Annotated in this window: 20 protein-coding genes; 4 read left to right on the top strand and 16 right to left on the bottom strand. The window is 64.3% G+C overall.

Features of this window, described 5'->3' with window-relative positions:
* Positions 1 to 721, bottom strand: a 721-nt coding sequence (locus K1X71_13220) for a hypothetical protein (protein ID MBX7074099.1), incomplete at its 3' end; no start/stop codon positions are given.
* A 155-nt stretch (positions 722 to 876) separates the two neighbouring features.
* Complete coding sequence (locus K1X71_13225) at positions 877 to 1,059, bottom strand: hypothetical protein (GenBank protein MBX7074100.1); 183 nt, start codon at positions 1,057 to 1,059, stop codon at positions 877 to 879.
* 326 nt (positions 1,060 to 1,385) lie between these two features.
* Here K1X71_13225 and tnpA point away from each other — a divergent pair, with 326 nt between their 5' ends.
* Entirely contained in the window at positions 1,386 to 1,838 is a 453-nt protein-coding gene (gene tnpA, locus K1X71_13230; GenBank protein ID MBX7074101.1) for an IS200/IS605 family transposase, read from the top strand.
* Positions 1,839 to 2,098: 260 nt separating this feature from the next.
* Here tnpA and K1X71_13235 read toward each other — a convergent pair whose 3' ends face one another.
* The 9 genes from K1X71_13235 to K1X71_13275 all read right to left on the bottom strand — a co-directional run bounded on the left by K1X71_13235 (position 2,099) and on the right by K1X71_13275 (position 11,829).
* Positions 2,099 to 2,569 (bottom strand): hypothetical protein, encoded by a 471-nt coding sequence (locus K1X71_13235; GenBank protein MBX7074102.1) that lies wholly within the window; start codon positions 2,567 to 2,569, stop codon positions 2,099 to 2,101.
* 80 nt (positions 2,570 to 2,649) lie between these two features.
* On the bottom strand, positions 2,650 to 4,056 hold the full coding sequence (locus K1X71_13240; protein ID MBX7074103.1) for a phage portal protein: 1,407 nt from the start codon (positions 4,054 to 4,056) through the stop codon (positions 2,650 to 2,652).
* A 40-nt stretch (positions 4,057 to 4,096) separates the two neighbouring features.
* A complete protein-coding gene (locus K1X71_13245) occupies positions 4,097 to 5,644 on the bottom strand; it encodes a hypothetical protein (GenBank protein MBX7074104.1) in 1,548 nt (515 codons plus the stop codon).
* A complete protein-coding gene (locus K1X71_13250; protein MBX7074105.1) occupies positions 5,641 to 6,753 on the bottom strand; it encodes a GNAT family N-acetyltransferase in 1,113 nt (370 codons plus the stop codon). The genes K1X71_13245 and K1X71_13250 overlap by 4 nt, the downstream gene beginning before the upstream one ends.
* On the bottom strand, positions 6,732 to 7,331 hold the full coding sequence (locus tag K1X71_13255) for a ParB N-terminal domain-containing protein (protein MBX7074106.1): 600 nt from the start codon (positions 7,329 to 7,331) through the stop codon (positions 6,732 to 6,734). Before K1X71_13255 ends, K1X71_13250 begins: the two co-directional genes overlap by 22 nt.
* Before the next feature lie 246 nt (positions 7,332 to 7,577).
* Complete coding sequence (locus tag K1X71_13260) at positions 7,578 to 8,951, bottom strand: hypothetical protein (protein ID MBX7074107.1); 1,374 nt, start codon at positions 8,949 to 8,951, stop codon at positions 7,578 to 7,580.
* Positions 8,952 to 9,371: 420 nt separating this feature from the next.
* On the bottom strand, positions 9,372 to 9,944 hold the full coding sequence (locus tag K1X71_13265) for an HD domain-containing protein (protein ID MBX7074108.1): 573 nt from the start codon (positions 9,942 to 9,944) through the stop codon (positions 9,372 to 9,374).
* Positions 9,945 to 9,961: 17 nt separating this feature from the next.
* A complete protein-coding gene (locus K1X71_13270) occupies positions 9,962 to 10,993 on the bottom strand; it encodes an endonuclease/exonuclease/phosphatase family protein (protein ID MBX7074109.1) in 1,032 nt (343 codons plus the stop codon).
* A 167-nt stretch (positions 10,994 to 11,160) separates the two neighbouring features.
* Positions 11,161 to 11,829: an endonuclease III domain-containing protein gene (locus K1X71_13275; protein MBX7074110.1), complete on the bottom strand. Its 669-nt coding sequence runs from the start codon at positions 11,827 to 11,829 to the stop codon at positions 11,161 to 11,163.
* A 186-nt stretch (positions 11,830 to 12,015) separates the two neighbouring features.
* Between K1X71_13275 and K1X71_13280 the strand changes: the two genes are divergently transcribed.
* A complete protein-coding gene (locus K1X71_13280) occupies positions 12,016 to 12,555 on the top strand; it encodes a DUF2617 family protein (protein ID MBX7074111.1) in 540 nt (179 codons plus the stop codon).
* Positions 12,556 to 12,576: 21 nt separating this feature from the next.
* Here K1X71_13280 and K1X71_13285 read toward each other — a convergent pair whose 3' ends face one another.
* The 4 genes from K1X71_13285 to K1X71_13300 all read right to left on the bottom strand — a co-directional run bounded on the left by K1X71_13285 (position 12,577) and on the right by K1X71_13300 (position 16,531).
* A complete protein-coding gene (locus K1X71_13285) occupies positions 12,577 to 13,368 on the bottom strand; it encodes an alpha/beta hydrolase (GenBank protein ID MBX7074112.1) in 792 nt (263 codons plus the stop codon).
* A gap of 61 nt (positions 13,369 to 13,429) precedes the next feature.
* Complete coding sequence (locus K1X71_13290; GenBank protein MBX7074113.1) at positions 13,430 to 15,202, bottom strand: hypothetical protein; 1,773 nt, start codon at positions 15,200 to 15,202, stop codon at positions 13,430 to 13,432.
* An 82-nt stretch (positions 15,203 to 15,284) separates the two neighbouring features.
* Complete coding sequence (locus tag K1X71_13295) at positions 15,285 to 15,824, bottom strand: TlpA family protein disulfide reductase (GenBank protein ID MBX7074114.1); 540 nt, start codon at positions 15,822 to 15,824, stop codon at positions 15,285 to 15,287.
* Positions 15,825 to 15,922: 98 nt separating this feature from the next.
* A complete protein-coding gene (locus K1X71_13300; GenBank protein ID MBX7074115.1) occupies positions 15,923 to 16,531 on the bottom strand; it encodes a thioredoxin family protein in 609 nt (202 codons plus the stop codon).
* A gap of 437 nt (positions 16,532 to 16,968) precedes the next feature.
* Between K1X71_13300 and K1X71_13305 the strand changes: the two genes are divergently transcribed.
* On the top strand, positions 16,969 to 18,174 hold the full coding sequence (locus tag K1X71_13305; GenBank protein MBX7074116.1) for a 2,3-bisphosphoglycerate-independent phosphoglycerate mutase: 1,206 nt from the start codon (positions 16,969 to 16,971) through the stop codon (positions 18,172 to 18,174).
* Positions 18,175 to 18,294: 120 nt separating this feature from the next.
* On the top strand, positions 18,295 to 21,144 hold the full coding sequence (locus tag K1X71_13310; GenBank protein MBX7074117.1) for a CHAT domain-containing protein: 2,850 nt from the start codon (positions 18,295 to 18,297) through the stop codon (positions 21,142 to 21,144).
* 55 nt (positions 21,145 to 21,199) lie between these two features.
* Here the strand turns inward: K1X71_13310 and K1X71_13315 are convergent, their stop codons facing one another.
* Positions 21,200 to 22,726: a DUF1559 domain-containing protein gene (locus K1X71_13315; protein MBX7074118.1), complete on the bottom strand. Its 1,527-nt coding sequence runs from the start codon at positions 22,724 to 22,726 to the stop codon at positions 21,200 to 21,202.
* Positions 22,727 to 22,746 lie beyond the last annotated feature (20 nt).

A 22,746-nucleotide genomic window follows, 5' to 3' on the forward strand; every position in this document is an offset into this window, starting at 1 on the left:
GCCGTCGCACCCCGCGCTCGTCCCCCGCGGCCATCAGCGATTCGTAAAACGCGGCGCTCACCATGCAGCCGCCGCCCCCTTGCGCCGGCAGGCCATGCTCTTCCAGCGCCTCGCGCACCAGTTCGCGCCGCGTGGCCAGCGCCAGCGCCGTGCGCGCCTGGTCAAGCTGGCCGCGTAGGGTTTCGATTTCGGCTTGCAAGTCGCCAGCGGCTATCTCGTGCTGCGGCCCCACCGGCGCTTCTTCAAACAAGCCTTGCGTGGTCGCCGGGTCGGCCACCAAGTCGACGCTATGCACCGCCGCGATCGACTCCACGATCGTCCGCCCGTCGCGTTGGCTGGTGCAGGCGTCGACATTGTGCGACAGGCCCACGTTCTCCGGCGCGTGCTCGGCGTCCCACAACAATTGCTCGGCCAGCGCGTGACGGGGGTTGAAGCACAGGTCGCCAAACAACCCCGCGCCGCTCTCGAATCGCGCCTGCCGAATCAGCCCAATCCGGTCTTGATAGTCGCGCGGGCCCCGCGCTCCGCCGCGAGCGTGGTTCACGTTCACCCGCGCCCCTTCGTACAGCGCAATGGCGCCGGCCAAAGCGTCGGGCAGATAACTGCGGCCGTTGCGCGATTCGAGCCCCAAAATTTTCACGCCGCGGATGATGCCCGCCGCGCGATCCACGCCCACGCGCAGCCCGCGCGAGTCGGCGTATTCGACCAGTCGTTGCCGCATGAATCAGTTCCTTGTGATGGTGTGATGCAACGAAAAAAGCCCACCGCCGCTGGCCAACCTTCCGCGGTCAGGCAGAAGGCTCGCGCTTGCGAGGGTGGGCTCGACCGCGACGCCTCGGTGAGAGGCTCGGGCACGATACCGCGAGTTGGTTTGGGTTACTTTTCGATCCGCTCCAACTTGGAGCGAATGTGTTGGATGGTGCCGTCCTGAATGCTGATCTCCACGCTGGCCGTGCCGTAATATCCGCGGCGCAGCACCTCGGCGAAGGCGGCGCTGAGCAGCCGTTGCAGTTGATCGACCTTGCCGCGATTGATCGGTGTTTCGAGTAGTTCTCTCATGGGCCTAAGGATACATTTGTTCAGTATTCTTTGCAACACAATTTTTTGCACAAACCAATTTTTGTGACCCCTTAGCGCCGAGTCACCCATCCTAGGGCGATGCCTTAGGCTTCGGTGAATACAACGCGTTGGCCAACCGTCATCCCGACACCGTAGCCTGGGGCCAGCGCTAGCGCCGCCCCAGGTGCGCATTCATCGCATACCGTGTCACCCATCCTAGGGCGATGCCTAGGCTACGGTGCATGCTTGGCCGTTGACCAAACGTCATCCCGACACCGTAGCCTGGGGCCAGCGCTAGCGCCGCCCCAGGTTGATGAGTTTCAATCATGTCGCAGTCACTTACCAAGCTTTACGCCCATTTGGTCTTTAGCACCAAGTACCGCCAACCCATGCTGGACGAATCAATTCGATCTCGCGTGCATGGATTCTTGGCCGCGACCCTCCGCGAACTCGATTCTCCGTGGGTCGTCGTGGGGGGCGTCGCCGATCACGTCCATATCCTCTTCGACATGGGCAAGACGCATGCGCCTGCCGAAATGGTTGAACATTCGAAACAAGAGTCTTCCAAGTTCGTCAAATCGCTTGGCGCGAATTATCAGGGGTTCTATTGGCAGCGCGGCTACGGGATGTTTTCGGTTGGCCCCGCGCAGCGGGACGAGGCCGAAGCGTATGTCCGCAATCAAGAAGAACATCATCGCGCGAAATCCTTCCAAGAAGAATTCCGCGCGTTCCTGACGCGCTACCGCATCCCCTTTGACGAACGATTTGTATGGGATTGAAACGCGACCTAGGGCGATGCCCTAGGCTACGGTGCATACAACGCGTTGGCCAACCGTCATCCCAACACCGTAGCCTGGGACCAGCGCTAGCGCCGCCCCAGGAAGCGTTTCTCCTCGGCGTCTCCGCGCCTCGGCGGTTCAATCTCTTCCCGGACCGCGATTCTGATCCGACTCCACGCGAACCGGCCCGCGGTTGAATTGCTCGGCAAGTCGCTCGACCTCGTGCCAGACCGGGGCGACGATTCAGTGCGCGAGAAAACCTAAGGGCTTGGAATAGAGTCCCATTGGTTCAAAGTCTCCGCGGCATCGGCAACACCGCGTTCAACGGCGTCCTGCAAACCAGATAAGTCGGTCTGGTAGTACGACCCTTTGTGGCTGAAGTGCCCCCACGGAGCATAAAGCTCGTACTCGCGCGACGTGCCGTCGGCGTAGGCAACGACTAATTGCCCGGTGGCGACATAGGCCGCAGGATTTAACTCCGGGCTTGCGCTCTCGATCTGATCCACAATTGCAGCGAGCATGCCGCTGGAGTTGTTAATCACGACGTCGACATGCCGGCCTCCGCCATCCAGTTCAACACGGCAAGTGGCCGAGAGCGCTTTCGGATTGAGTACCCGCGGACGTCGTCCATTGATGCCAATAAACGTCGTTGCGGCGATTACGAGAACCGCTAAGGCGAACGCAATACATCCGACTGCGCGGGGTGACAGAATTGCTGTCGGCCGAAACATGGAGCTTCCTGCAAGGGATGGGCGCGACTCGACAGAAGGCGTGCTGATTCGCCATTAGCGATCGTTAGACCCTGGCTATTCTAATCCCCCCGCCCCGCGTGCCCGCGCAAATTCTCCTGCTCCTGGTCGTAGTCCAGCCCGCTCCGTAGCGACCAGGTCTGCGGCGAGAGGATGCCGCCGCGCGTCTGAATTTCCGCCACCTGCGCCTCCTCCAACGGATGCCGCACCGCCAAGGAAGGCGGCGATGCCTGAATCTCGATCGCCACCAGCGCCTCGTTCGGCAACTTGCCCGCGTCAACCGCGCACCGCACCGCGCGCCACATCACCTCCAGGTCGTCCTCGATCTGCTCCGCCTGCAACCGCGCGAACATCCGCACCGCCGGACCCTCCGCCACCATCGTGCTCGCGTAGTTCGCGTTCGACGCGTCGCTAGTCAACATGAACTCGGGCATCACCAGTCGGCTGGCGATCGCCCGCAACTCCGCTTGCAGCACCGTGACGTAGCGGCTGGCGTCGAGTCCCGCGGTTGGGAAGTCGTATTCCAGCCCGCCGTACGCGTCGAGGATGGTGCCCGGCCCAAACTGCTTGAACGTCGTGGTGCGTCCGCCGCGCGTCACGGCGGCGTCGGCCTGATCGCTGACAAACCGCTGCACGCTGGCGCGGGTGGCGCTGGCGTGTCGCCGAATCAGCGCGATCGCCGATTGAATCTCCGACACCACGCTCATGTTGCGCAGCAGCTTTTCCGCGCGGCGCAGGTTCTTCCGCACCGGGTAGTACAGCGGCAGCCCGCGCTTCACGTTGCGATCGACATTCGCCTTGCGATGTTGAATTTCGTCGGCGGGCACGATCTCGCTTCCCACGTAGTAGGCCAGCGGTGTCTCCACGTCTTGCCGGTCGGTGAGCACGCCAAAGCTGGCGGCCGCATCGACGGCCCGGGCGGCTGGCGTGGCGACCTCGCTCGGCTCGACAAACCGCAATCGCAGCCGTCCCTCGGGCGCGGTGAAGAACCGCAAGAACGCCTCGCCATCGCGGTCGCGCCGCCGCACGATCTCTTGCTGCCGCTGTTGCCACTTGGCGTCGCGCAAAAAATCTTCGAGCACGCGCTGCGTGTCGGCCGCCAGGCCAACAGGCGCGGCGGCGCCCTTCTTGAGCGTGGCGCGGTACGCGTGCCCCGCCCCCACGATATAGCTCACCCGATTCTCATGCCCGTTGATGGCAAACTCGTTGGTCGCCGCCAGGCCGCGACATTCGCGCCGCACGCGGGCCAGTTCCTGCTCGTTGGCGACGACCGTGCTGGCCGTCGCGCCGGCGCCCAGCTCCAGCCAGCGACTGCCGTCGTCGTCCAGCAAGGCCTCGCGCGGGTCGACATAGCGGTCGCCAAGTTCCAGATACGCTTCGACCAACCGCCGTTCGAGCCGCGCCAAGGCGCCGCGGGGGTTGGCGGCGGCGCCCGCCTGTGTGTCGCTGTCGGTCTTCGTTTCGTTCATGCTGCGCTCCCTATAGATAAGGACAACTTGTTTCGGTTACTTACAGCGGCAATCGATCTCCCAGCCCGTCGCTCGCTTCGTCTCCGGCCAATAGCTCGCCAGCAAGCCGTAGCGCCATCTCCAGCGCGTCGGGGCCGTCGTCGTGATCGGCGCACGGAAACTCGCGTAGCTGCTCCACCAACAGCGCGGTGCCGGCGCTACGCTGCCGAAACCGCAGCCGCCGCGCGGCCAGGTACGGCCCCAGCCGGCGAATCCGCACCAGTTTGTTCACACGGTTGTCGACCAGCGCCGGCGCCGCCCCCAGCACCCCCTGTCGGCGAAACTCCTCCTCGAATAGGCCGCCGAGCAATTCCTGAAACTGGTTCGACTCCACCCCAAACAGGTCGGGCCGAAAGCGCCGATACAGCTCTACCCCGCGGGCCACAATCTCGGCCGTCGGCTCGCGGGCCAGTTCGGCCTCGACATAGATCAAGCCCGCCTCATCAATGCCCAATAGCGCGTGGGCAGAGAAGTCGCCGCGCCGCGAATCGCGTCCCTTGCTCGGATCGAGCGCCAGCGTGCGCGCCACCAGCCGCGCCGGCCACTCGTCGAACCAGATGTGCGCGTCGAAATACGACTCGGGCCATTCGCACACCTCCGGCAAGATCGGCTTCGACAACTTCTCGCGGGCAAAAGCGCTGCGCCCGCTCTCGGCCCGCAGGCACATGAGCGTGTACAGGTCTTCTTCGTCGGGCCAGAGCAGCACGGCGCCCGCTTCCATCCGCGCTTGCGTCTCGGCATGAAAGCGCCGCGCGGCGCTGCGTGCCTCGTGCAATTCCAGGTTGGCGTACAGCGTCTCCCACTCTCCCCACAGCGCCATCTGTTGGGGGAACTCGCTCACCGCCGCAAAGACGTGCGATTGCCAGCCCGGCGTGCGCGCCAGTTCCAAGGCCAGCGCCTCGGGATGCAGCGCCGTGGCCAGATGCACTAGGTTGGTGCGCTTGGTCCCCGCGCGGGCCAGCGCGCCATGAAACCAGCGTCGGCTCAACTCGCGCAGCCGTCGCGACTCGATATGCGAGTCGTTTTGGATGTCGTCGCAAATGATCAGCGTGGGGCGCGTCGCCCGATAGCGATAACCGCGCACCCGCTGCCCCGTGCCAAAGGCCTCGATCGCCACGCCGTTGTTCAGCCGAATCTTGCTGGCCTGCCACACCGGTCCTTGCCCCGTGGCGCCGTGGTAGTCATCGCGCAGCCACTGGTTGTCGATCAACTCGGCCTTGATGTTCTCCAAGTGCGCGCACGCCTGATGCCGCGTGTCAGACGCGATCCAAATATAGCGCTCGCGCCCCTCGAGCGCCATCCGCAGCGCGTAGGCCAACGTGGCCACCGTGCTCTTGGCGCCGCCGCGTGGGCCGATCACGTTCAGTTTGCAGCCGCGCACGCCGCCAAGATCGTTCAACTCGCTCGCCAGCCAGCGGTGCATCCACGATGGCCCCCGCGCAAAGTGATTCGGCAGATACGCGCGGCTCCAGGTCAACAGGTCGGCGCCGCGCAAATTCAATGATCGCGGCGCGCGCGGATACGGCATGGGGCATGGCGACACCTTCATGGGCTTGTCGGCGCCGATCCGCGCTGCCCCACGTACTCGAAAGAAGCCACCGTGCGCCCCGCCGAACTGCGATAGTCGCGGGCAACCCTCAATGCCGACGCGCCACCCCGCTTCACAGCGACCATTCGCCACGCCGGCGAGCGCGCGCAGTGCCGCACCAGCGCCGGATGCGCGGCGGTGATGTTCAAGCGCAGCCCCTCGCCGAGGTGCCAATCGCCCACCGCTTCGGCCAGTCGCGTGCCGATGCCCACCCCTTGAAAGTCGGGCAGCGTCACCAGCCGGCTGATGCGCCACCGCCCCCGATAGCCCACCAGCGCCAGCACGGCGCAAAAGGCGACCGGGGCGCCGTCGCACACGGCCGCGTAGCAGCGGACGCCGCGCGGCAACGCGCCGCTCAAATAGTGATGACGCGCAAACAGTCGCCATAAATCGCGCCGCGCGCGGCGCACTTCCAATCGCAGCGGTCGCCGCCGAAGCCGCCTCCGCTGAAACTCGCCAACCGCCATGTCGATCGTCCAATCGGGCGCAAGCCACTCGGCCACGTCGTAGTGACACGTCACCGCCACCAACCGCGCGGTCGCTCGATCCGCGCGCAGCGATTTGGCCAACGCCAGCGAACCGATCCGCGCCACCTGCCGATCGACCACGCTGGTGTACTCGTCGCACACTGCCAGCGGCCGCTCGCCCGGCGCCGACGGCGTGGCGGTGAGCAGTGCCCGCGCCAGGTCGCAGCGAAAGCGCTCCCCGCCGCTGAGCACGTGGTAGGGCTTGACCCACGACGGCGGCGAGCCAAAACCAACCGCCGTCAGTAGCCCCGTGATCTCGCGAATCGAACGCTCGCCAAAGCAATCGATCACCGCCCGATCGCGCGGCCAGGCGAATGGGTCCAGCGACCGCTCGCCGAACAACCGCCGGGCGATCGTCGTCTTGCCGCTGGCCGAGGGGCCCACGATCAGCCCAATCCGCCAGTCGTCGGCAAGTTCTGGCACATCGACCGCGAACCGCTCGCTCATCCGCTGGACCAGCGGCACATCGAACATGCCCGCCAGTTGCCGCACGCGAAACGAATCGAACAGCGGACAGGCCACTACAGCATCAACAATCGGCATCGCAACCCCTCGCTGGTCAATCGTTCGTAGATGCTCCGCTGCTGCGCCTCGTCGTCGCATTCGACCAGCACCTGATACGCCTCTACCAGCGCGTCGCCCGCCGGTTCCATCGGCCGCGCCGCGGGGCGTTCACCGCCTTGGCCGTAACCGTCGGCGGCTCTCTCCCCCTCCTTGTTCGGCGTCTCCAACAAGTTCGCCAGTAGCACGTTCACGGCGTCGCACTCGCTTTCGACGCGCGAGACCAGTTCCGCCAGCGCTTCGCGCCGCGGCACGGCCAGCGCGGCCAACGGATCGAACAGCGCCAACAGTTTCGCCGCTTCCGCAGCGTCGAGGTCCAGCACCAGCGCCGGCAGTTCGGCCAGCGGCAAGGTTTCTGCCCGCAAATGCCCGTCGATCAGTTCAAAGTCGCCCCCGGCGAGCGGCCGCACTAACAGCGCGCCGGCAAAGCCCACTTCGGCCAACACGCCCGCTAGCGCCGCGCGCTGCGCCGGCGGATGGCTCCGCCAATTGAGTGGATGCGGCCGCAACCGGCCAGCGGGAATCCTCCGAAACTCCACCACTCGATCACGCGCGTGCATGCACACCCCCTTTGGGTTGAATTCGCGTTCCGCCCTCATCGGCCGCCGTCAAAACGCCGCTCGTTCTCATCTCGCGCGCGGCGAAGCGCGCACAAAAAAACCCAGCCGCTGGCGAACCAGCGGCTGGGCTCGTGGGAAACCTGATCTCGGTCAGGTTCTTTGGATACCAATCGTCCCGCGCATCTTAACCCCGCGCGTGCGCAAAATTCAAGCAAACTTTTTGCACATTCCGCGCGCGAGCTCGCTCTACGCGACTCGTCCAGCGCCGCGGCGAGACGCGCGGTACAGAACTACGCAGCTTCCGACGGCGAATAAGAGGAGTGACGCAGGTTCTGGAACGAAGACCTGAACATCAAATATCTCTCCTCCTACAACTGGCGGGAGGTTCGACGGGTCGAAGACGCCATCGTAAAGCACAACCTGCCCGTCCAATGGCCCGTAGACGACGTTCGACTTCCACATGAATTTCACTCCAGTCTCGCGAATTTCACCGTCCGCTGTGACGCCCACTAATTCGGTCGTAAATTCACGATATAGGCGATCGACATTGAAATCCGCTCCATACCCCGGTGCGTCAACGAAACCCAGGACATTGCCCTGCCTGACCACATCGTCGTCGTTGTAATAAAATGGGAGATCATCAGGCGCAAAGCCCTCGGGGAAGTCGATGGGTTCAGTTCGCCCTTGGCTGTTTGTGACAACGTACCGATCGGCTGAGAACTCGGGCCGCACAATGGGGTCGATCCTTGGTTGCGACGCTGGGTCTCGACTGAGATCGAAGTGTTCAACCTCGACCTTCCAACCGAGCGGAAGTGGAGGGTCAACGATAGTTTGTCGCCAATTGAAATGGTCAACACCGAATAGCGCCGCCACGTCGGCTAATCGCATCGGGACGTTATGGCCAGCGACATGAACGTGGGGCATAAATTCCGCATAGATCGCGGCTCCCACGATCTTTGGAGTTCGAGAATCCGCACCAAACCCAAATGACCGTGGGTTCTTGAAAACGTCCTCAGCGGAAAACGGCAAGATGGTCGGGTGCTCAATGTACGTATAGCGTGACCCGGTATCGCCACCAGCGATGTCGCGAAAGCCGCTCGCAAGTAAGCTGCTGAGCGGTGTGCCCGTCGAAACAGGTGGCCCGTTGTTGGTGTAGACATTTATGAACGGTGCAACCCGGAGCGGGCTATACCGAAGAAATCCCCCACCTCCTTGCTGATAGCCTTCGGCATACTCTCCCTTAACGAACATTGGCGCAATCGAATCTCCCAGCGAATTATCAATCGCGGAATTGAGATCGGGAAGTGGCCGATTGTCGAGGGAGCTCCGGTTGGAAAGTGGCCACCGATACGTGTGGTTTCCCAGAATGTAGCCTTCGTACTCGGCGCCAATGGTAGGGTCGATGAGAAAATAGCCCCCGCCAACTGCGCCAGCCGGCGCGCTGAAGGCTGTATTAGCGCCGTAGTAGTAATACGCGACTGGGGCGCCCTGTGACTCCATGGCATTGACGAAGCACGCGGCCCAAATGAGCACAACAAGCAGCGGCCTGCGTTTAACCGAGAACCTCAGGAGCCATAGGTTGAGATCAGGATGCAACTCGTCAAGAAGCGCGCAATGCATAATCCACCTGTCCAAAACTTTGAAACAACACTTTAGGTCACTGGCAAGCTGCTAGTGCGTAGCAACAGACGTATGCCGCACGTCATCGCGGTTAGCCAATGGCAGAAGTTCAAGCGAAAGACCAGCGAGCGGAGCGAACGAGTCTGCGACTCATGTACTGAATGCGGCTAGTTGCCGCGGCTCTGCATTAGCGTGCTCCGAACATCTCTGGCGACCAACTTGTTCGCCGGTTTTGGCCTGCGCGCAAGGTCACCATCCAGAATCGATTTTCGCCCCTCTAGTAACGAGAGACGTAAGCCGGCTGATTGGGCGGACACCTTCCAATAAAATAAATCGAGCACCATTCAACTTGGCTGGGCCGCGGCAGAAGGGGATGCCCCTAAGCCACTGTCAACAAAGAGGTTCGCGCACAGCAGGGGGCTACTGACTTGCTTGCCCGGCGAGCGATTCGAGTTGCGCCAGCGCGTCGTCTAGCTCAGCCAAGATCGGATGCCGCCAGCCGTCGGCCAGCGCGTCGCGCATCGCGCGGTAGTACCACAGCGTCCCGTCGCGCCCGCCATTGAACGACTGCCACACCGCCGCGCCGCTGGCGCGCAGATCGCGCGCCAGCGATCGCGCGTTGTGCAATTTGTCCGCCGCCAGCACCAGCCGCGCCGGCGCGTCGGCCGTGCGCAGCCGCGCCAAGTGCGCCAGCTTGCGCTCTTTCCACGGCGGCTTGGGCTCTCCGTCAGCGTCGCTGGCCGCGTCGACGATCCGCGCCACCCGCTCGCCAAACCGCAGGGCGATAGCTTGCCGCGTCGCTGCGCCCCCTTGGTCCTCCACCGCGTCGTGCAGTAGCGCGGCGATCGCCTCGTCTTCGCCGCCGCCATGTTCCAGCACCAAGGCCGCCACCGCCAACAGGTGCCCCACGTACGGCGTGTCAGAGATCTTGCGCGTCTGCTGCCGATGCAATTGGCAAGCGTAGCTCAACGCCTGCTCGAATCGATCGCTCAAGATGGGCGGCATCATGACTATCGGGCAGGCTGCTGCTGACCCGGACGCGCGGCCAGCGGCAGGCGGCGCCCTCCTTCGTACACGCTGAACTGTGCCCAAATCGGCTGATGATCCGACACCTCCAGCGCTTGCTCCATCGACAGATGATACTCCGATTGCATGGTGAGCACCCCCGAGCGGCCATCGAATTCGGTCGTCAGCCAGCGATCGAAGATGATGTTATCGTACATCCGGTTGCCGCGGGTGTTGGTGGGCGTCTGCGACAGCGCGCACATCAGGCTCGAAATCTGCCCCACCTCGTACAGGTGGGCGTCGTCGGTGTTCAGGTCCCCCAGCAAGATCACGTCGTCCTCGCCCCGGCCATCGTTGCGCACCGCCTGCAGCACGTCGTCCAGCACATTCATTTCCTGACGCACTTCGTCGGGGTCGGTGTGGATGTTCACCAACGTGAACGTGAACGCCTGCTCGGGCGAAGGCCCCCGTGCGCGAAACGCCGCCACCAGTGGCTCGCGATGCAACAGGTCGTCGGGATCGGCGACGGTGTAGATCGAGCCTCGATCGATCTCGATGCGCGCGGTGTCGAACACAAAGGCGTATTGCTCTTTGCTGTTGGTGCGGCCTAGCCGCGGGCCAATGGCAAAGTCGTAGCGCCGTCCGGTGGAGTTGATCAGGTCGACGAACATCGGCAGCACGTTGTCGTCGGTGGAGCGCACCTCTTGGATGGCCACCACGTCAAAGCGGCGCACAATGTCGGCCAGCGTTTGCATCACCGCCTGCTTCTTCAGCTTCGACGTGCCAAACACCTGAATGTTGAACGACGCCACGCGAATCGTCTCGGCGTCGGTCGGCGGGGGTGGCGTCGCGTCGGCGCCTCCGCTGCCGCTTGCCGCGCCGCCAAACGGCGTCCAACTCGCCCCCGTCGTTTCCACGCCGCTGGCGCCGCGCGGACGGATGACGACCTGGTCGAGCCCCTTGATTTCGTACTTCTGCAAGAAGTAGCCGCCCCCGCCCACCAGCGCCGCGATCAACAGCGGAAATAATCGTCGCATCGAGCCCTCCTTGGCCCGTAGACATTGCACGTCCTGCGCCAATCCGCGCGCGGCGAGCGCGCGGACTCTCCCACAAAAAGGGTCGCTAGACTAACGATGTCGCCCACTTGCCGCCAGCCAAGAAAAAGACGCCGGCGCCCGCTGCTAGCAGTCGCTAGCCGCGCCGTTCAAAACTCGGGCGACAGCGGGCCCCCCGCCGGCAATAGCGGCGCCAAAGGGCACTTTTCGCAGCGCGGCTTGGGACCACAAAAATCTTTGCCCACCTGCACCAACAGCGCGTGATACTCGTTGTACAGCGCCGCCTCGCGCGGCAGGCCGCTCTCGAACGTCTCTTGCAGCGCGTGATAGTCGGCTTCGAACTCGATCCAACCATGCCGTTTGACCACGCGCTGGGTGTAGGCGTCGATCACAAAACTCGGCATCTGCCCGGCGTACAGCAAAATGCAGTCGGCCGTTTCGGCCCCCACGCCGTTCACCTGTAACAACCGCCGGCGCAGTTCGTCCTGCGGCGTGGCGAACATCACGTCTAGCGAGCCGTCGTACTCCTCGACGATCATGCGCATGACGTTGCGCAGCCTGCCCGCCTTCACGCGGTAATACCCGGCCGGCCGGATAAGCTCGGCCAGTTCTTCGGCGTCGAGGGCGAGCAGCGCGTGCGGCTCCAGCGCGCACTCGGCGCGCAGGTTCTGGATGGCCCGCTCCACATTGCGCCAGTTGGTGTTTTGCGTGAGCACGGCGCCGACGATGACTTCCAGCGGCGTGTCGCCGGGCCACCAGCGCTGCGGCCCATAGTGCGCGAATAGCCGCTCGTAGACCGGGCGAATCCAAGACGTCATCAAAAAAATCCTGCGGCGCGGCGCGCTCTTTTTCGCTAGCACTCGCGTTTGTCAAGTGTGCGAAGGCGAAGTAATTTCTCTCGCGCGAAACACTCTTTGTCGCGCGCTGGTAGCCAACTATAATCAGCCTCGTTGATCCGCTCCGCACACGCAATCAACAAATCACTTCCACAGGGGATACCGAACGTGTTATCCGTTCGACCAAAGGTCGCCGAACTCGTCTTTCAACTCTACGGGCGCGCCCTCCATCCCGAGTTGTTCCAGATCCACGAAACGCGCACCGTCAGTCGCGGCAACTACGAGGCCAAGATCGACATCACCAGCGCCGGCCACGTCGTCACCTGGCGTTATCACGGGCTGACGCTCACCGAGGTGGCGGCCTCGGCGCAGCACCCGTTGCCGCAGCGGCGGCGCCTGCTGTCGGCCCGTCCCAAGGGCACCCACAACGACCGCATCGATTGTCGCAGCGGCGCCGTCTATCAGGTCAGCTTTCAACTGGAACAGGTCGATCCCGAGGTCTTCTGGGCGTTCCAGCAAGAATTGTCGTTCGACGGCGAACGCAAAGGGATGCTGCACCATTTTTCGTCGAGCGGCCGCATCGCGCTCGGCGCCGTCAGCTACGTGAACATCGAAACCCGCGCCCGCTGCATGCTGGTGCAGGCCTTCCACACCTTCCCTGACGACTACGCCATCGTAAAGAGCCAATCACTCTTCGAAGTGCCGTAACGGCGCGCTCTTCGCCCCCACCTACCCCAAAAACTCCGCCAACGCTTGCGTCACCGCCGCCGGGTTTTCTAGCGGCGCCATGTGGCCCGCCGCGGGGATGATCGCCAACCGCGCGCCGCGGATCGACTCGGCGATGCCGCGCATCTCCGCCGGCGCGCTGATCGCGTCATGCTCGCCCACCAGTGCCAACGTCGGCAGGTCGATCTCCGCTAATCGCGCGGTCATGTCGGGCCGCTCGGCCATGCCATGTAGCGCCGCCGCGATGCCAGCCGCCGAGGTCGCCAGCGTCACCCGCTCTTGCGCCGCCACAATCGCCGGCTGTTCTACCAATGTCCGCGGCGCGAACAGCTTTTCGCGCATCGCCTGCCACACCGGCGCAGGCCCTTCGGACAACACCTGGTCCGCCAGCTTGCGCCGCCCCGCGCCCGCTTCGGGCGTGTCGGCGATGGCCCGCGTGTCGCACAGCGCCAACCGCGCCAGCCGCGCGCCGTGCCGCGCCCAGAACTGCCACGCCACATAGCCCCCCATCGACAGCCCGCAAAACGAAACCGGCTCGCGAACCGCCAAGGCGTCGAGCAGGCCGGCGATGTCGTCGGCCATCTGCTGCATGGTGGCCACGCCGCCGATGGACTGACTTTGTCCAAACCCGCGCAGGTCGGGGGCGATCACGCGATGCCGGCCAGCCAGCGCCGCGATCTGCGCGTCCCACATCGAGTGATCGAGCGGAAAACCATGGACCAGCACCACCACCGGGCCAGCGCCTTGATCGACATACGCCAGTTCAACGCCCGCCACCTTTTGTTTGTTCAGCATAGTTGTTCCTTCGCGCGGGAAAGGGCGGCGCCAATCGGCTCGGCGAGCAGCGGCGTGCAAATTACTTGCCGTTCTTGGCTTTTAATGCCGCCTCGAACTCCTCCAACTGTCGCCGCATCACGCCCGAATGCGGCTCCAGATCGACCGCCAACCGCTGCTGCTTGACGGCGTTCTCCACGTCCCCCAGCGCGAAGTAGCAGCGCCCCAGCGTGTCCAACAGCCCGGCATCTCCTGGCTTCAGCTTGAGCGACTCCAGCGAGCAGCGCAGCGCCTCGTCCAGGTCGCGGCCGGTGTTGCTCAACAGCCACGCCAGTTGGTTGTAGCCGGTCGCCTCGCGTGGGCTTTGCGCGATCTGCGCCCGAAACGTGCGCGCCGCCGTCTCGATCAACTCCTCGGTCGCCTTGCGCCGCTCGGCGGTTGGGTTGGGCAATCGATGCAGTTCGATCAGCACATCGGCGTCGAGCGGGTCGGCTAGCGCGGCGGCGTCCAAGTGCTCGATCAGTTTGGCCTCGTTCTTGTCCGCCTTGTGGCCCAGCGCGTGATAGTAGTGCGACCGCGCGACGTAATGGCCGCGAATCGCTTCGAGCAAGCGCTTCACGTCCACGCCGTTGTTGTTGCCTTGTTGCGCCGACTTTTCGAGCGCGGCCAACCCCGCGTCGAGCACGTCGGCGGCGCCTGCCGACGCCGCGCGGTCATGCAACAACTCGGCCAGCTTGAACTGCGCGTTGATGACGTCGACGCTCTCTGCCCGCCCCACCTGCAAGACGTAGCGCCACTCGCGCTCGGCCCACGCCAGTTGCCCGCGATTGCGCAGTTCTTGCGCCACGGCCAGGTGCGCCGCGGCGTCGCCGGCGTTGAGAGCAAAGGCGTCTTGCGCCAACTCGTCGGCCGCGCTCTGATCTCCCTCCTCGGCCCGCGCCTCGGCCAACAGGTAGCCCAGCGCCGCGTCGGTCGAAAAGCGGCTGACAAATCGGCCGGCCAGTTTGTCGAGCGCGTCCCACGCTTGTTGGCCCGAGAGCCAACGCACCAGCTTCGCCAGCGACGCCGACTCTCCGGACTCCTGCGCCACGATCCGTTCGATCGCCGCGCTCGCTTCGTCGTCGCGCCCCAGTTCCTTGAGCCAGCCCACCTGCGTCTTGACCAGCGCCAGCACCAGTTCGGGGCGCGACTGTTCGGGCGTCTGCTGCAAGGTCGCCTCTTCGCGCGCGATGAACTCTTGCCATTGCTTCAAGGTTTCGCCGCGCTGGTTCGCCGGCGCCACAAAGGCCCGCAGCCACTCGGCGGCGGGGCGGGGGCTATTGCCAATCTCGGCCGCAATGGTGGCGGCGAACTCAACCTGATCCGCAGGCGCCGCTTCCATCAGCGCCGCCGCCGCCAGCTTGGAAAGCGTGTGCGACTTTTCAAAACGCGTCAGCCGGCACAACGTGCGCACCACCGCCAGCGAGGGGCGCCGCGCCAGCTTCTCGATCCGCGCCGCCTTGCCCGCCGCGTCGAGGATCTCGTCGTCGGACAGCGCCTCGCGCACCTCGGGCGGGTCGTCCTCGCGCACCCAACTGAATTGAATGAGCCCCAACAGATAGCGGGCTCGCGAGGCGATTTCCAAATCCTCGTGCCGCTCGGCCACGGTGAGTGCGTCAAACGACTCCGGGCCCAGTTCAACCAACTCGGCCTGCGCCGCTTCGCGCACGTTGAACTGCGGATCGCCCAGTTTGGCGATCAGCGCCGCGATGTGGGCGTCTTTCTCCGCTTGCGTGGCGGGCTGGCCAGCCAATGCGCCAAAAGGCGCCAAGGCACATACCGCCAGCGCGGCAATCATCAACAGGGCGCGCGTCACCTTCGGTTTCCTTGCGGCCATCCTGCGCGGCTACGATCCACCCCTTCAGCATAGCCGCCTGGGGCGCCGCGCTCCACGCGGGCTACTTCTCCGCCAGCGCGGCGCCGACCGCCGCGGCCACTTCCGCTTCCTTGAACACGCTCTGGGGGTCGCCCGACACAAACTTCTTGATCAGCTTGCCCTGGCGGTCGTACAGCCGATAGTGCGGCAAGGCGCCGTTGTCGATTTCAAACGTGTCGGTCGAATCGAACCCGTCCTTGCTCAGCAGGTTGGTGAACGCCGCTCCCTTCTCCTTCAAAAAGGCCAGCGCGTCCGCGGCCTGCTCCGCATCGTCAAAGCTCACCGAGATCACCGTCAGTCCGTCTTGCTGGTGCTTCTTGTGCAGCGCCACCGTCTGCGAGAACATCTCTTTGCACGGCGCGCACCAGGTGGCCCAAAAGTCGACCAGCACCACCTTGCCGCGCGCGCTCGCCAACAGTTTGTCGAACTCCTCACGACCGGCCGGTTCGAGCGTCACCTGCTCCGGGCTCTGGGGCGCCGCCGCCGCGGCAGGTTCCGCCGACAACCCCATCGCCAACGTCATCGCCCCCAGTAGCGCCGCGCCGACTTTCGCTGTTCGCATGATCGCGTTCTCGCATTCACCGCTCTAAAAAACAAAAAAAGGCGCCGCTGCCCCATAACCACTGGCAGCGGCGCCTCGTGAGCCAACGCGGCCAGCGGCTATTCGAACTTGATGCCGCAGCCTTGCGCCTTCGTCTCGTTGGTCGAAGGCGACTTGCCCGCCAGCACCGCGTCGATCGCGTCGCGCAGGTAGTGCTTCTGCGCCTTGGCCGGTTCCAGCGGCGCGTCGTCGATCAACCCCGTGTAAACCACGTTGCGATCCTTGTCCAATAGCACCACGTCGGGCGTCACGCGGGCGCCAAAGTCCTTGGCCACCTTTTGCGTGGGGTCGTAGAGGTAGGGAAAGTTGTATCCCTTCTGCTCGACCCGCTCCTTCATCATGTCCAGCTTGTCCTGCTCGGTGTTGTTCACGTTGATCGCGATCACCTGCACGTTCTTGTCTTTGTACGCCTTCTGCAGTTCGATGATCCGATCTTCACACGCGATGGCCACCGGGCAGTGATTGCAGGTGAACACCAGCGCCACCGCGGCGGCGTCTTTGTATTCGTCCAGACTGTGCTTCTTGTCGTCGGTGCCGATGATGCCCTTGAAGTCGGGCGCCTTGTCGCCCGCGTCCAACACCTTGTTGAACTTGCCGGCGAAGCTAGCGCTGGCCGACAATACCAAAGCTAGCGCCAAGGCGCTGCCAAACCGAGACTTGCTGAGCATGATCACGTCTCTCCTCTGAGGGGTGAACAAATGTCAGAACGAGGGAAAGGCGGAAACCGCAAGGGCCCCGCATGTAGGCAATAGGGCAGGGTGGACCGCAATCGTTGCGGCGGCGGGCAGTCGATCGGCTTGCACGACTCCAAGCTCGGTTCGCGAGGCGCTTGCCGCGCGAAGATCAAGGTCAGTCGCTTGTGCAAAGATCAAATCAAGTCTCCCCGGCCGTAGGGGGGATGTCAACAATTGCCGCTACCGGCGCGCGGTCTCGGCACAGGCGGTGCTTGGGTATACGCAGCCAACCGCCCCGTGGTTTGCACGTTCTGAAAAAAATCTCTCTCAGCCGCCGAATATCGCCATGGATTCTGCCACTAGGCGAATTTCAACCACCACAGCAAAATAGCGATCTTGCCCAGCTAGCCCCACTTCGAGGAACACCCGCCATGGACATGCACGAACTGACGCGCGACCTGAAGCAAAAAAGCGACTCGAAGATCGTGATGCTGGTGGCCGATGGACTGGGCGGCTTGCCATTAACCCCCGGCGGCAAGACCGAGCTAGAAACCGCCCGCACTCCCAACCTCGACCGGCTCGTTGGACAAGGAGTCTGTGGGCTCTCCATTCCGGTCAAGCCGGGCATTACCCCCGGCAGCGGCCCCGGCCATTTGGGACTGTTTGGTTACGACCCGTTGATCTACCGCATTGGCCGCGGCGCGTTGGAGGCGACTGGCATCGGCTTTGAATTGGGACCGCACGACGTCGCCGCGCGCGGCAACTTTTGCACGCTTGGCGCCCAGCGGCTGATCTCCGATCGCCGCGCCGGTCGCATCGCCACCGAAGAAAGCGCGCCGCTCGCCGTGCGCCTGCGCGAGGTGAAAATCCCCGGCGTCGAGATCTTCGTCGAACCGGTCAAGGAGCATCGCTTTGTGGTGGTGTTTCGCGCGCCCGGTCTGGGCGGCGACGTACACGACACCGATCCGCAGGTCACCGGCGTCGCGCCGCTGGCGCCCAAGGCGTCCCAGCCCGGCAGCGAGCGCATGGCCGAGGTCGCGGCCGAGTTCATCCGTCAGGCGGAAAAATTGCTCGCCGGCGAGAAGAAGGCCAACGGCCTGACGCTCCGCGGCTTCTCGCGTCATCCGGCGCTGCCGAGCTACGAAGAGGTCTACGGGCTCAAGGCCGCCGCCATCGCCGTGTATCCCATGTATAAAGGTCTTGCGCGGCTGGCCGGCATGACGATCGTCGGCAAGCCGCAAACCTTGGCCGAAGAGGTCGCCCTGCTCCGCGATCATTACGCCGCGTACGACTTTGTATTTCTGCACTACAAGTACACCGACTCCAGCGGCGAAGATGGCGACTTCGACGCCAAGGTGCGGCGCATCGAGGAGTTCGACGCCATCATCCCGCAAGTCACGGCCCTCAATCCCGAGGTGCTCATCGTCACCGGCGATCACAGCACCCCCAGCTTGCTCCGTTCGCATAGCTGGCATCCAGTGCCAACGATCCTCTACTCCAAAGAGTGCCGCAGCGACGGCTGCCAGACATTCGGCGAAAGCGATTGCCTGCGCGGCGGCCTGGGCCAGTTCGAGGCCAAGTACCTGATGCTGCTCGCCCTGGCCAACGCCGGCCGCCTCGGCAAATTCGGGGCCTAGCGTCTGGCCGTTCCCTGTCAGACGCCGCTCGATCGTCCGTATCCACAGGCGCGTGCTCTTGTGCGACACTAGTAGGAGCATTCGCCCGCGCGTCGCCTGCGCGGGTGTGGAAAGTTTGTTATGCGCGCCATCGCTCTCTGCTGCGTCTTGTTGCTGCCCTGGGCCGCCGAAACGGCGCCAGCGCAAGACAGCCAAATCTTCATTCGCCTGGAAGAGCGGCTCAACGCCCTCAAAGCCGACAATCGCCTGCCAGACGCCGAAGCTGTCGGCCGCCAGATGCTCGCGCTCGCCCGCCGCGATTTCGCCCACCAGCCGCAGTGGACCGCCGTGGCGCTGGCCGACCTTGCGGGCGTGCTGTTGGACATGGGGCGCTACCCCGAGGCCGAGCCATTGTGCGTCGAGGCCGTGCGGATCATGCGCCGCGCGTACGGCGAAAACGATATTCGACTCGCCACTCCGTTGTCGAACCTGGCGAACGTCTACTGGTATCAACATCGCTTTGCCGAAGCCGAGAAGATGCACCGCCAGGTGTGGCGCCTGCGCGCTCAAGCCTACGGCCCCGACGATCCACGCGTGGCCGACACCATCGAGAACGTCGCCCACGCGATCTCCGAAGCCGGCAAACACGCCGACGCGGAACCGCTCTACAAGCATGTATTGAAACTGCGCGTGCAGGCGTTTGGCGGCGAACATCCGGATGTCGTCAAGAGCCTCTACAATCTGGCCGTCTATTACGACGATCAAGGGCGCGCCGCCGACGCGCTGCCGCTCTATCAAGAGGCGCTGCGGATCACCATCAAGCTAAGCGGCGAGAAAGATCTCATGGTGTCGCGCATCGCGAGTCGCCTGGGCACACTGCAATTGCGTTCCAAGCGGCCAGACGAGGCCGAGCGCTACTTTCGTCAGGCCCAGTCCATCAACATCAGCCTCCTGGGGCCAGAGCACCCTTGGGTGCTGGGCGACAGCAGTCTGGCTCGCGTCTACATTCAACAGGGCCGCTTTGAAGATGCCTTGTCCGTGCTCAAGCAGGTGCTCCAGTTTGAAGAGGGCTACTACGGCGCCAATAGCTCCAACTGCGCCATCTCGCATACCGACCTCGGACGACTCGCCAGCCGCATGGAACAGCCAGAGCAAGCGCGCCAACAATTCACCCGCGCCATCGAGATCTGCGAGCAGATCGGCGCGCCCCCCCGTCAATTGGCCGATCTGTACATGTTGCGGGCTGGGATGGCCGTTCAATCATCGCAAGCTGGCGATTGGCAGGCCGATCTCAATCGCTCCCTGGAGTTGGCCGAGCAGGAACGCGAAAACCTTGCCGGCGGCGAGCAGGAACGGGCGCAAGCCGTGGCGGGTATTCAAGACCACTATCGCCTCGCCTCCATGATGTTCGCAGCGGCGGACCAGTTGGATCGAGCCTGGGAAATCACCGAGCAATACCGCTCGCGCACGCTCGTCGAGCAAATGTTGCTATCCCAGGTCGATTTATTGAGCGACGTGCCGCCCGATCAAGCGCGCCAATTGCGCGCCGCCGAACAGGCCGCCGCCCAGCAAGTGACCGAGCTAGAACGGCAACTGGCGGCGCTTCCCAATCAACCCACGCCGGCAGCCAATCCAAACGAGCAGCGCGCCGCGCTGGTCCAACAACTCGCCGCCGCGCGGCAAAGGCTTGTGGCCGCCTACGCCGATATTCGCACCGCTAGCCCACTCTATCGGCAAGCGCTCAGGGCGGGCGAAAAAGTCTCGCTCGACGCGATGCGTCAATGGCTACAGGACCAACAGGCCCTGCTGCTCTATTTCACAGTCGACGATTCGACCGGCTTTCTCTTCACGCTCGATGGCTCCCCCCAGCCGCCCCGCCGCGTGCCTTTTGAGTTGACCGCCGAGCAACAGGCCGGGCTGGGCGTGCAAGGTGATTTGCTCTCGGGCGCCATGTTGCAAAAGTTATTTCTCGACGAATCCAATGGCTTGCTCCGCCAAATCACCAATCCACAAAAAGCGTTGACCAGCGCGGACAAACTGCATTGGTTGTGGCAGACGCTCATACCGGAGCAACAACGCGCCGACATCACCAGCGGAAAATACAAGCGACTGGTGGTCATCCCCGATGGTCCACTGGCCATGTTGCCGTTGGAGTTGCTTGTGGTCGAACCCGGCGACCAGCCCAAGTATCTGCTCGACCTGGAGATTCCGATTATCTACGGACCCTCGCCGACCATCCTTTATCAACTGGCCCATCGCGGCGCATCTACCGCCGCGCCGGCCGCGGAACCAATCCTCACCGTGGGCGACCCCGACTACTCGCCGGCGTCCCAGCGGCCAGCCGCCGATCCGCTCCCCGCCCGCTATGGTGGCGCCGGCGGCGCGCTCGGCCGGCTGCCCTACTCAGGCCGCGAGGCAAACTGGGTTGCCGAGGTCTTTAAGAACAACAACATTGCTGCGCAGATGCTGCTCGCCGCGCAGGCCACCGAGGGTCAGGTGCGGGCCAAGCTCGCCGGTCGGCGGATTGTGCATCTGGCCTGTCACGGACTGGTCGATCCCGTGTTCGGCAACTTCTTTGGCGCGCTTGCCTTGGCGCCATCACCCCGCGCCGCGGCCGATCCGCGCGACGATGGGTTTCTCACCCTCAACGAGATTTGCCAGTTGAATCTGTCTGCCTGCGAACTGGCCATCTTGAGCGCCTGCGAAACCAACTACGGTCCCCAGCAAGACGGCGAGGGCAACTGGGCGCTCACGCGCGGCTTCCTGGTGGCCGGTTCGCGCCGTGTGGTGGCCAGCAATTGGCTGGTCGACGACGAGTCCGCCGCCAGTCTAATCAGCTACTACTGCGGCATCCTGGCCCGCGACGAGAAGCAAGGCGCGCCCGTCGACTACGCCGCCGCGCTTGCCGAGGCCAAGCGATTCATTCGCGCTCAACCGCGCTGGCAACACCCCTACTACTGGGCGACTTTCGTGTTGGTCGGTCCCGGATAGCGACCGCTGAAGCGCCGGCCGTCTCGGCATCCTCCGAACACAACCGCCCATTGGCTCACCGCGGCCATTCCACCGGCTCCTTGCCTGCCGGCGTAATCAACTTGCGCACCACATCCTCCCCCGCGCGGCTGCTGATGTAGTGTACGCTTCCATCGCCCAAGAGCGCCACAAACCCCTCGCCAAAGTGCTGACCCAATCCGGCCAGCGGCCGCGCCGCGTCGTACGCCAGATCGGCGGGCCGCGTCCACTCCACGGCGTGCGCGTCGTCGGCCTCCAGCATCAAGATCGTGTTCGACGTGCCGTCGATGAAATTCTTGAACTCCAGGCCCTTGCCGCCTGGAAACGCCGTCGCCTCGCCAATCGGCAGCACCGCGCACGTCTTGCCCGCCGCAATCGCTTCGGCCCTGCCGATCTGAAACACCGCCGGCATCTCCTTGAGTAGCGGCCGGTTGTGCTCGCTGTCCCACGGCTCGTCGAGTTTGAACCGTTTGTAAAGCTCTCCTTGGTCGAGATACGGCAACAGCGCCACGCGCCAGCTCAATAGCGGCTTGCCATCGGCGCCGGTGATCGCCGCATTCGGAAAACGCTTTTGCGCGTCGTGAAAGTTGTGCATCGCCAGGCCAAGCTGCTTGAAGCAGTTCTTCGCTCGCGCGCGGTCACTGGCGCTGCGGGCCGCCTCCATCGCCGGGCGAATCGCCGCGTCGAGCGCCGCCAGCTTGTCCCCCGCCAGTTCCAAGGTCACGTTGTCCCCTTCGACCTTTGGCGTCAACGCGGTCGCCAGCGGCGCGAAGGGCCTCAGCTCGTTGACTCGCGGCAATGTCTTTTTGAGCTGCTTGAGCCAGCCCGTCACGGCCGCCTCGGCCCGCGCGGCGCTGGCCGGCGAATCGGTGTGCAGCACGATCCGCAATTGGCGCTGCGGCTCGTAGGCCACCGCCGTCCACTCGGTCGCCGCGACGATCTCTCCTAGCGCGTCGCCCGCCAGTTGCGGCGCGGCGCTTGGCAATAGCTCCGTCAGCACGCGGCGTTGATCGGCCGATGGCGCAATCGCCACCGCCAGCGGCGCGTCGCCCGCCGCGGCCATCGCCGTGGCCAGTTCCGCTCTCGGCGCGGCCGGCTCTTCGACCAGCGCCGCGGGACCGGCCAGCACCACGCCATCGCGCGGCTCAACGCGCAATTCTTGCCTCGTAGACGCGCCGGCAAACTGTTCCAGCGCCTTGGCCACCTCGCGCCCTTGCGCCTCGCTGGTCACCGGCACAACCAACAAGGCCGAAAGCGCCCCCTTGCCGTCCCGCGATGTGCCGAGCAACAGCACGCAGCGCCCGGCCCCCAGGTCGGCCAATTGCCGGGCGGCCGCTGCCAACTCCTCGTTGGTGATTGGAGTGGGGGTCGAGATCTGCCCGCGCAACATCGCCATTGCCAACGACACGTCTTCACCCTGCAATCGCGCCAGATCGATCCGCGCTACGGCGATCGTGCCGGCCCGCGCCTGCGACGACCAGGCCGCCAGATCGGGCTCGGCCGCCAGCGCCGGCGCCGCCATCGAGACAACCAACACGATCGCGGGCATCCATAAACTTCGCATCGTCGGGGCTCCGTGAATTG

It is taken from the genome of Pirellulales bacterium (assembly GCA_019694455.1).
Lineage (GTDB): Bacteria > Planctomycetota > Planctomycetia > Pirellulales > JAEUIK01 > JAIBBY01.

What these genes read in the sequence shown, in the direction of transcription:
- K1X71_13225 (MBX7074100.1), bottom strand. Translation starts at nt 1,059, where the DNA reads ATGAGAGAACTACTCGAAACACCGATCAATCGCGGCAAGGTCGATCAA.
- tnpA (MBX7074101.1), top strand. Translation starts at nt 1,386, where the DNA reads ATGTCGCAGTCACTTACCAAGCTTTACGCCCATTTGGTCTTTAGCACC.
- K1X71_13235 (MBX7074102.1), bottom strand. Translation starts at nt 2,569, where the DNA reads ATGTTTCGGCCGACAGCAATTCTGTCACCCCGCGCAGTCGGATGTATT.
- K1X71_13240 (MBX7074103.1), bottom strand. Translation starts at nt 4,056, where the DNA reads ATGAACGAAACGAAGACCGACAGCGACACACAGGCGGGCGCCGCCGCC.
- K1X71_13245 (MBX7074104.1), bottom strand. Translation starts at nt 5,644, where the DNA reads ATGAAGGTGTCGCCATGCCCCATGCCGTATCCGCGCGCGCCGCGATCA.
- K1X71_13250 (MBX7074105.1), bottom strand. Translation starts at nt 6,753, where the DNA reads ATGCCGATTGTTGATGCTGTAGTGGCCTGTCCGCTGTTCGATTCGTTT.
- K1X71_13255 (MBX7074106.1), bottom strand. Translation starts at nt 7,331, where the DNA reads ATGCACGCGCGTGATCGAGTGGTGGAGTTTCGGAGGATTCCCGCTGGC.
- K1X71_13260 (MBX7074107.1), bottom strand. Translation starts at nt 8,951, where the DNA reads ATGCATTGCGCGCTTCTTGACGAGTTGCATCCTGATCTCAACCTATGG.
- K1X71_13270 (MBX7074109.1), bottom strand. Translation starts at nt 10,993, where the DNA reads ATGCGACGATTATTTCCGCTGTTGATCGCGGCGCTGGTGGGCGGGGGC.
- K1X71_13275 (MBX7074110.1), bottom strand. Translation starts at nt 11,829, where the DNA reads ATGACGTCTTGGATTCGCCCGGTCTACGAGCGGCTATTCGCGCACTAT.
- K1X71_13285 (MBX7074112.1), bottom strand. Translation starts at nt 13,368, where the DNA reads ATGCTGAACAAACAAAAGGTGGCGGGCGTTGAACTGGCGTATGTCGAT.
- K1X71_13295 (MBX7074114.1), bottom strand. Translation starts at nt 15,824, where the DNA reads ATGCGAACAGCGAAAGTCGGCGCGGCGCTACTGGGGGCGATGACGTTG.
- K1X71_13300 (MBX7074115.1), bottom strand. Translation starts at nt 16,531, where the DNA reads ATGCTCAGCAAGTCTCGGTTTGGCAGCGCCTTGGCGCTAGCTTTGGTA.
- K1X71_13305 (MBX7074116.1), top strand. Translation starts at nt 16,969, where the DNA reads ATGGACATGCACGAACTGACGCGCGACCTGAAGCAAAAAAGCGACTCG.
- K1X71_13310 (MBX7074117.1), top strand. Translation starts at nt 18,295, where the DNA reads ATGCGCGCCATCGCTCTCTGCTGCGTCTTGTTGCTGCCCTGGGCCGCC.
- K1X71_13315 (MBX7074118.1), bottom strand. Translation starts at nt 22,726, where the DNA reads ATGCGAAGTTTATGGATGCCCGCGATCGTGTTGGTTGTCTCGATGGCG.